Origin of the sequence: Paenibacillus sp. OT2-17, assembly GCF_009827695.1 — a bacterium.
Lineage (GTDB): Bacteria > Bacillota > Bacilli > Paenibacillales > Paenibacillaceae > Paenibacillus > Paenibacillus polymyxa_B.
The window spans coordinates 1-1,054 of the sequence record NZ_WUDQ01000874.1; the positions used below are offsets into that span (position 1 = coordinate 1).

The following is a 1,054-nucleotide window of genomic DNA, read 5'->3' on the forward strand; positions in this document are numbered from 1 at the left end:
GAACAACATGTCTTCCACGCTTTCATGCCGCTGCTCGCCTTCCCGCAATACATAGACTCCCAACCGAAAACACAAAAAACCGAACCTTTTTTCCATCGAGCGACAATATAGGGTGTAAGCTGCTTACTCAGGAGGGCCCTCTGAATGCAAAGTGAATCTATGTACCACGTGCTCACAAAAATGATCGAAGGAGATCAGCAGGCGTTTCACACGTTGTATGATGCCACCTATAAGGATGTCTACCGGACCGTCTCTTTTCTGGTGGATCATCCGCAGGATCGCGAAGATATTATGAATGAGATCTACATGCAAATGTGGACCTCGCGAATCGTCCTTTCCACTTCTGGCTGCACGGCTTGGTCATCCGACAAGTGCAAAGATTCCGGGTGAAAAGCTGGAGGAGATTCCGAATTTTCGAACGCATCCGTGTCTTTTCTCGGGAAGAGCATCATTGGGATCAGCCCACGGTGAGGACGGATGGGACAGATCCCGAGATATCGAGGGCCATGCACAAGCTGACCGATAAATAGCGAACGGTGATCATCCTCCGCTATTATCACGATTATACGCTGGAGGAGATTGCGACATTACTCGATATTCCGTTGGGTACAGTCAAGTCTAGATATCATGCCGGCCTACGGTCGCTTCGAAAACAATTGGGAAATCTCCCGTTGGAAAGGATGGATAAGAACAATGCCTATTGAAAGTCAAATCAGTGTAGCAAATAGGCTCGCTGATCGGCAAGTAGGGAGCGAACAGGACAAGAGTGGGGAAGCTGGCTCATAACCGCACAAATGTGCGGGTTTTTGTTAAATTAAAACGTAAACAATTGTACCAACTACAGATAGGGCCATCATCAATAGTGAAGTAATATGTTTTTGTGAACTTCGAATATATTTCCATTGGAAGATAGATCGAACACCGAACATTAGAATAAGTAATACGCCAATCCAAACATATTTATAAGGTTCTTTAACAAAAAAAGCTGACAAAATTACCACAATACCCCCAATCACAATGAACCACCTGTATGGGATAAAACCATCCGTATCTG

Annotated in this window: 1 protein-coding gene and 1 pseudogene; one reads left to right on the plus strand and one right to left on the minus strand. The window is 45.2% G+C overall.

Translation table 11 applies throughout. The features are described 5' to 3' along the window. Positions 1 to 144 precede the first annotated feature (144 nt). Positions 145 to 704 (plus strand): annotated as a pseudogene (locus tag GRP75_RS27820) (sigma-70 family RNA polymerase sigma factor). Between the two features lie 105 nt (positions 705 to 809). Here GRP75_RS27820 and GRP75_RS27825 read toward each other — a convergent pair. Then, positions 810 to 1,054: DUF4181 domain-containing protein (locus GRP75_RS27825; protein WP_160790988.1), on the minus strand; the 245-nt coding region annotated here is incomplete at its 5' end.